Below are 7,773 nucleotides of genomic sequence, written 5' to 3'. Positions count from 1 at the left end.
GCAAGAACGGACTGACCGCTACAAGTCGGAACTGACCGACTCAGGCTCTAGTTACACGCTTGGCAACAAGACATTAACAGAGTGCGAATTAGTCCTTGACTATGTTTGAATACATTTTAAGGAACAGGAACCATGAATACTGTTGCAGTCCTGAAATTAACATTACATCATGTTGTCGTTGGATACTTGGCAGGATTTCAGAGCGGAAAAAATATTCTGGTTTTCAGAGATTCTTTTCACTTGGATCAGCAACGTCCGACCTTGAGCTTGCTTACTTCCCCTTTATATCCTCAAGCGGATAAGATTTTAGAAAAGACCTATGTTACACATCAGCGCTTACACCCCTTGCTATCAAATCTGCTACCAGAAGGTGCATTACGCGAACTCATAGCACAAAGCCTCAAAATACATATAGACAATGAATTTCAGTTATTGGCAGCTTTAGGTCATGACTTACCTGGGGCACTGATTGCAACCCCAGTAGATCCAGAAGAAATCCCAGATGGAATAAAATTTAAGCTTCAGATCTCGAATCCAGATCAGATATTAAAACAAGAGATTCGGACAAATAATAAGTTTTCCTTGGCTGGCGTCCAAATGAAGTTTTCCATGAAAGCCAAAGATGGGCGTTTTACATTAGCACAGGCAACGGAATCCAGCCTACTCGGTGATTGGATTGTCAAAACTCCTTCTACCAGACATGCTTTTGTTCCGCTGAATGAATACTCTATGATGATCCTTGCCAAAATGGTCGGAATAGATATCCCAGAGATTCGTTTGGTAGATATGGCACTCTTACAAGACCTTCCACCATTAAATCTACCCCAAGAGCAATATGCTTTTGCAATTAAGAGATTCGATAGGCAGAGTACTGCTAATACTACAGAGCTTATTCATATTGAAGATTTTGCTCAGATCTTTGGTTCATATCCACACCAGAAATACAGCACCACAAATTATGAGCAGATCGGTAAGATCATTTATCACTATTCAGATAACAAAATTTTTGATATTCAGCAATTTGCCAGCCGTTTACTCGTCAATATTTTACTCGCCAATGGAGATGCACACTTAAAGAACTGGAGTATGATTTATCACGATAAAACAACGCCAAGATTATCCCCTGCATACGATATATTGATGACAAGTGTATATATTGAAAATGAGCGTCATTTCGCCTTAAATCTTGCCAAAAATAAAGATTGGTATTTAGCTGAGATGAAACACTTTGAACAATGGGCTGAAAAAGTCGGTGTTCCATGGCGTGTTATTGAAAAACAACTTCACGCGATCATGGACAAAGCACGGTCGGTATGGCCAGTGCTATTACTAGACTTACCTATGATTTCTGTTCATAAAGAAAAATTAAGAGAACATTGGAAAAAATTGCATCCAGACCTTCAGATACTTACAGATGATTAGGGTAATCTGAAACCAAACTAAAATTTCTCAAACAAGTTCATCACGTCATTTTCCGTCAGTTTCGCTTCGCCTTCATGATCTGTACTTAGAATAGAGTGTGCCAGTTCTGCTTTATTTTGCTGTAAGGCAAGAATTTTTTCTTCTATGCTTTTATTAGTAATCAGCTTATAGACAAATACTGGCTTGTCCTGTCCAATCCGCCATGCACGATCTGAAGCTTGATCTTCAGCAGCAGGGTTCCACCATGGATCATAGTGAATGACCGTATCTGCGGCAGTTAGATTCAAACCGACCCCTCCTGCTTTCAGACTGATTAAAAATACCGGCACTTGTCCAGACTGAAACGCTGTAATGACTTCATCTCGCTTTTTGGTCTTTCCAGTCAGCTTCACATAGCCAATTTCTGCGTGATGGAACTGTTGTTCAATCAGTTCCAACATTGAGGTAAACTGAGAGAAGATAAGAATTTTTCGCCCCTCTTCCACCATTGGAACGACCATATCCATCAACTGTTCAAGTTTGGCAGAATGCGCCTGCCCAATTTTCACTGAATCCAGCTTTAGTAAGCTAGGATGGCAGCACACCTGACGTAGCTTCAGTAAGGCATCTAAAATTTGAATTTGACTACGTTTAAAGCCTTTTTCTGCCACAATTTTCTGAATGCTTGCCTGCATCGTGGCACGAACAGCCTCATATAACTTGGATTGCTGGTCATTCATATCAATATTGACTTCAATCGTGGTTTTTTCTGGCAACTCTTTGGCTACGTCAGTTTTCAAGCGACGTAAAATGAAGGGCTTAATCCGGTTGACCAACTTTTGTCTTAACTGCTCATCACCGCGCTTTTCAATCGGATGACGGTACTTTTTATTAAAAATTTCTTGTGAATATAAAAATCCTGGCATCAGGAAATAAAATAGTGCCCACAGCTCACCCAAATGATTTTCCATAGGTGTACCGGTTAGACATAGACGATGTCGCGCTGTTAATTGCCGTACTACCTGTGCAGCTTTGGCGCGCGGATTTTTGATATTCTGCGCCTCATCCAAAATGAGTTGATGATATTCATATTGCTTTAGTTGCTCTTCATCTCTCGCCAGAAGCGGATAGGTGGTTAACACAATATCATAGTGCGGAATCTGCTCAAAATACTGATGGCGATCGGGCCCCTGTAGCAGCAATACCTTGAGCTCTGGGGTAAATTTCTCCGCTTCTTTGAACCAGTTATGCATCAGCGATGTGGGTGCAACAATTAAGGCGGGACTATCCTGCAAATATCCAGCCTGCTTTTCCATGAGTAAATGGGCTAAAGTTTGTGCTGTTTTCCCCAAGCCCATATCATCTGCCAGAATCCCGCCATGCTGGGTTTCCCTTAAAAACTGTAACCAGCCTAAGCCCTGCTGCTGGTATAGACGCAACTCCCCCTGAAAACCTTGTGGTGTTGGCAGTTGTTGCTGATAGCCTTGTTTGAATTTATGTACAAATTTCTGCAGGCGATCACTGACCTGCCATGTCATCCCAAGATTATGCTGCAATTCTAATAATTGACTCGCATCATAGCGATCAATACTGCGCTCTTCTTGCTGTAAAATGCTCTGCAGATGCAATAATACCGGCTTAATATCCCTAGCGGATAGCGCCAAATCAGGTTGATCAACTGCAGTTTTCACGGTGAAAATTTGACTGTCATGCAGATGAATAAAAGTCCGCGGATCAAGTAAATCAGGATTTACTCGCACCAAAGCTACGAGCGCATCAAGTAAATTATAAGAATTGCCTGCACTGTCTTGAACCGTCGCCCCGATATTGAACCAGTCCTGCTGGCCTTCAGATTCAGTGATAGAAATATTTAAATTTTCAACATATTGCAGGTTAAAGGGGCTGTTTTCCAGATGCTCTATCTGCCAGCCCATCAACTCAATTTGATTGATGGGCATCAGCTGTTTGATCCAGTCTCCATAGAAAGCAAAAACCATAGAATCGAGACGTTGTTTATCCAGTTTTAATTGCTGGTCATAACTAAGATCTTTCACCCACTTCAGTGATTCGACCAATAGCTGTAAACGCTGGATTGACTGTTGTTCCTGAACTAAGTCCCGAAGCTGTCGCACCATTTTGTCATGCTGCTCACCAATGAAACTGTCACCTGATGTACCTGCTTTAATTCGCCCGCCTGCATAGGAGAATTCAATTTCAGCACAAACAGACTCTTCCCATTTCCAATCAAATTTATCTAAAACACCAAAGCGTAAAATTGGCTGGGGATTACCCTGTAAGACTTCAATCTCTTGAAGAAACCCAGGTTTCGGCAAGTTATGTATCGTTGTAGATTGATGAGTAAGCTGCTCAAACTCAGTCAAAACCGTCGCAGGCATCTCTGGCATCCGCCAAAGGTAGTACAGTAAATCCGATGTATATTCACTATAGAGTTGCCCTACCGTATTCTTGTGAATATCGATATAACAAAGTGGCTGACTTACAAGAATTTGAAGATGTGGATTCGATTTTAAATTGAGTCGAACATTTCCATTGACCAACTCAAAATCTAAGTGCTCAGTCTGTTTTTCAATGCTCTTTTGCCAAGAAAATTCAAGCTGATAGCTTTGTTCTGACCATGTAAGTGGAGCATCACTTTTTTGTTTCCAATAGACATCACCACTCTGAATGAAAGATTTAAAATGCTCTAAAACAATGCCTGATATATCAAGACTATTTCCATAAGAAAACTCATTCTGATTGAGCTTGGCATAATAATAAATTTGATTAAATAATTGTCGCTTCCCATCAGGCAAAGACAGACGTTTTTTTAGAATATTGCCATATTCAGTATAAGAACTGACACCTGTGATCGTCCCACTTTTATTACGTCTACCTTTTCGAACCTCAAGTTTTAACCCGAATAGACCTAAAGGCTGATCTAAATAATAAAGTAAATAATTACTCGTTGTCTTTTGCTGCTCTAACTGGGTATGTTGTAAATACTGCTTAAACTCACTTAACCAGCGTTGTGCTTGATTAATTGCAACCCGATCTTTTTGAGTGTGAGATGATGACTGAGAGTCAACATAGCTCTTCAGATATCCTTCTCGATATTCTTGATAAAATAATTTGGCTAAAGCAGCAGCATGTTTACAGTTATATCCAACCGGACAAGTGCAGTCGTCATCAATTAAACGGTCCTTTTTAAGATTATAGGTAATTGCAGTATCGTAATAATCTGTCCCTTCAATTTGGGCATACATCGTGACATCGTCATTTTCTTCAAAGAACTCAATCGTTTTCCTATCAATGTATTTAGCATAGCTCTGGCTGCGCTGAAGAGTTGCAGTACTAAAGCGAGATAGAAAATTGATCAATGAGGACATAATTACCAGACACTAAAAATGTTTATACAATTATAACGGACAAAGGTGTCAATTCAGAATAGTAGCCGAACGGCCCAACCTGAGCATAACTTGGATTCACTCAAAAGGAATATTGTAAATAAAGACTACTTTTTGCATAAACATTCAAAGCCAAACCTCAATATGTCTACATCATCACAGCATGCATTTCCCACACATATTGACTGCGCATCAATTGCTTTAATTGTTTAAGGTCTTGATATTTTTCCAGTATCTCTTGCGCTCGAGCTAATTTTTGTTGAACATGTCGATAGTCTTGCTCATATTTTCGATACAAATCCTGCACTTTAATTTTACGGTTAGAATATAAAAACTGACTCCAATTAAAAGAGTAAATAATGTCATCCACTTGCATTTGCAAAGTTTCTAACTGTTCTTCTAAAAGCAGGTTATACGCTTTTAATTGTTGATTGGCGAAAGACAAATTATGCTGCTGACCCAACTGAATTTGCAAATTTAGCAAGGTCAATAAATCATTGGCTTCATAAGCTTGATTGGCTTGCTGCATCAATGCGGTTTTTTCTTGTTTTTTCTGCTCATCTTGCTCACGATCTGGGTGAATCCACGCTGTAATTTTTAAGTAAATCGTTTTGATGGATTGATTTGCCAGTTTCTTTGCTTCTTCACGCTGTTGCTGTTTTTTTGCTGCTTTGGCTTTTTCACGGGCAATTTGCTGTTCGGCAAAAGCTTTTTGAGCACCACTCAACTGACTTAAAAAATCTAGCTCCTCTTGATCTTGCATTTTTTGTTCAAATTTTTCTATAAAATCATCTAAATCTAATGGGTCATGCTGAAAATCAAAAAAATCTAGATCTAGGTCATATTCTTCACAGAGAAAATGTTTCAAACTGTCCAACTTGAGCTGTGCTAGTCGTTCTTGTTCAGAAGCATCATCTTCAAAACCACCTTGCTCAAAGTTTTCTTCTGCGGACTCAGACTCAGTTTTAGCCTCAAACATCTCATCTAGATCATCTAAGTCTGGCCGCTCAAAATCATAGCCATAATGATTCAGCAATTCTGTTAAAAACTGAACTTGTTCGGTAGACATCTGCTGCGAATCCAAAAGTTGTAAACTGAGTTGCTCAATTTTTTGATCCAGCTTAGTTTGCTGGGCTGCCGTCACTTTTTGTTGTTTTTGCTGAAGCAGTTGTTGAATTTGCTGAAATATAACTTCACGCAATTGCGCATAAGTCGGTAAAATTTCACGGCTGGCACGTGCCTGAATATCGGCTTGTGCGGTCTGCCATTCATTCAAACGTAGCTGTTCCTGCTCAATTTTTTGGCATAGTTTCTGAAATTTTTTCTGTGGCGCAGAAAGTTTCTGCTCTGGCTCTAAAGTACTTTTCTGTAATTCCATCTTCAATCATATCGAACACATAAGTCTGAGCCGTATTTTAACCAACTTCTTACTCAAGAAAAAACACCCTTGCCCATCACAACATCTTTTCTCATCCATAGTCTTTGACCTGAAACATCTTCAAGCAATTGATCTTCCATTCTATACAGCACATTACACACAGTTCGATTATCATAGGCAGCAATACGATTTTTCCAAATATTTAGGACAATACATGAGCACATTAACCTGTTTTAAAGCCTATGACATTCGCGGAAAATTGGGCACAGAACTCAATGAAGAGATTGCCTATAAAATTGGTCGTGCTTACGGACAAATTTACCAACCCAAAACCGTTGCGATTGGCTGCGATATTCGCCTTAGCAGCGAAGGCTTAAAGCAAGCCACCATTCGTGGTTTAAATGATGCAGGGGTCAATGTGCTCGACTTGGGAATGACAGGCACAGAAGAAGTCTATTTCGCAGCTTTTCATTTAGACGTGCAAGGTGGCATTGAAGTGACTGCCAGCCATAACCCCATGGACTACAACGGCATGAAACTGGTACGTGAAAATGCACGTCCGATTAGTGCCGATACCGGCCTAAAAGACATTCAGGCTTTGGCAGAATCGGGCGAATTTACCCCAGTTGAGCACAAAGGTAGCACTCAAAGCTACAATATTTTGCCTCAATTTATTGACCATTTAATGACTTATATCGAGCCTAGCAAAATTCGCCCAATGAAACTGGTCATGAATGCAGGCAATGGCGCTGCAGGACATGTGGTCGATGCGATTGAAGAAAAATTTAAAGCCCTGAATATCCCTGTTGAGTTTGTCAAAATTCACAATGATGCCGATGGTACTTTCCCCAATGGTATTCCAAACCCAATTTTAGTGGAAAACCGTGATAGCACCCGCAATGCCGTATTAGAGCATCAAGCCGACATGGGCATTGCGTGGGATGGTGACTTTGACCGCTGCTTCCTATTCGATGAAAAAGGTCAATTCATTGAAGGTTATTATATTGTTGGCTTATTGGCACAGGCATTTTTACTCAAACAAGCAGGCGAGAAAATCGTGCATGACCCACGTTTAGTCTGGAATACCTTTGATGTGGTCGCTCAATATCAGGGTGAAGCAATTCAATCTAAATCTGGACATGCCTTTATTAAAGATGTGATGCGTGAGCACAATGCCGTTTACGGCGGTGAAATGAGCGCACACCACTATTTCCGTGATTTCGCCTATTGTGACAGCGGCATGATTCCATGGCTATTGGCGGTTTCGGTATTGTCTGAAACAGGACAATCGCTATCAAATCTAGTCGAAGAAATGATTGCCAAGTTTCCATGTTCGGGGGAAATTAACTTTAAAGTGGCCGATACTCAAGCCACCATCCAAAAAATCTTTGAGCATTATGCTAGCCAAAACCCAGCAATTGACCAAACCGATGGCGTGAGTCTTGACTTTGGGGCATGGCGTTTTAATGTGCGTGCGTCAAATACCGAGCCTTTATTGCGCTTAAATATTGAAAGCCGTCGTGACCACAATCCCCGCCCGATGCAGGACTATGTGGATGAGTTGACGCAATTGATTCAAGCTTAATCTGA

4 protein-coding genes are annotated in these 7,773 nt (G+C 40.5%); 2 read left to right on the top strand and 2 right to left on the bottom strand.

Annotated features, from left to right (window positions below):
* Window positions 1-132: 132 nt before the first annotated feature.
* Window positions 133-1,422 carry a type II toxin-antitoxin system HipA family toxin gene (locus FTT71_RS11390; RefSeq protein WP_180160979.1) on the top strand — a complete coding sequence of 430 codons (1,290 nt, stop codon included), beginning with the start codon at window positions 133-135 and terminating at the stop codon, window positions 1,420-1,422.
* A 17-nt stretch (window positions 1,423-1,439) separates the two neighbouring features.
* On the opposite strand, the gene FTT71_RS11385 is transcribed toward FTT71_RS11390, so the two are convergent.
* Window positions 1,440-4,787 carry a DEAD/DEAH box helicase gene (locus tag FTT71_RS11385; protein ID WP_096902681.1) on the bottom strand — a complete coding sequence of 1,116 codons (3,348 nt, stop codon included), beginning with the start codon at window positions 4,785-4,787 and terminating at the stop codon, window positions 1,440-1,442.
* Window positions 4,788-4,953: 166 nt separating this feature from the next.
* The gene (locus FTT71_RS11380; protein WP_180160978.1) at window positions 4,954-6,183 is read right to left on the bottom strand and encodes a hypothetical protein; all 1,230 of its coding nucleotides are present in this window, start codon (window positions 6,181-6,183) and stop codon (window positions 4,954-4,956) included.
* Between the two features lie 214 nt (window positions 6,184-6,397).
* Between FTT71_RS11380 and FTT71_RS11375 the strand changes: the two genes are divergently transcribed.
* Window positions 6,398-7,768, top strand: a complete 1,371-nt coding sequence (locus FTT71_RS11375; RefSeq protein WP_180160977.1) for a phosphomannomutase CpsG — start codon at window positions 6,398-6,400, stop codon at window positions 7,766-7,768.
* Window positions 7,769-7,773 lie beyond the last annotated feature (5 nt).

Source organism: Acinetobacter sp. YH01004 (assembly GCF_013420455.1).
GTDB classification, from domain to species: Bacteria; Pseudomonadota; Gammaproteobacteria; order Pseudomonadales; family Moraxellaceae; genus Acinetobacter; species Acinetobacter towneri.
Note: the sequence above shows the minus strand (reverse complement) of the source record. Positions and strands in the feature narration are given on the sequence as shown.

What these genes read in the sequence shown, in the direction of transcription:
- FTT71_RS11390 (WP_180160979.1), top strand. Translation starts at nt 133, where the DNA reads ATGAATACTGTTGCAGTCCTGAAATTAACATTACATCATGTTGTCGTT.
- FTT71_RS11385 (WP_096902681.1), bottom strand. Translation starts at nt 4,787, where the DNA reads ATGTCCTCATTGATCAATTTTCTATCTCGCTTTAGTACTGCAACTCTT.
- FTT71_RS11380 (WP_180160978.1), bottom strand. Translation starts at nt 6,183, where the DNA reads ATGGAATTACAGAAAAGTACTTTAGAGCCAGAGCAGAAACTTTCTGCG.
- FTT71_RS11375 (WP_180160977.1), top strand. Translation starts at nt 6,398, where the DNA reads ATGAGCACATTAACCTGTTTTAAAGCCTATGACATTCGCGGAAAATTG.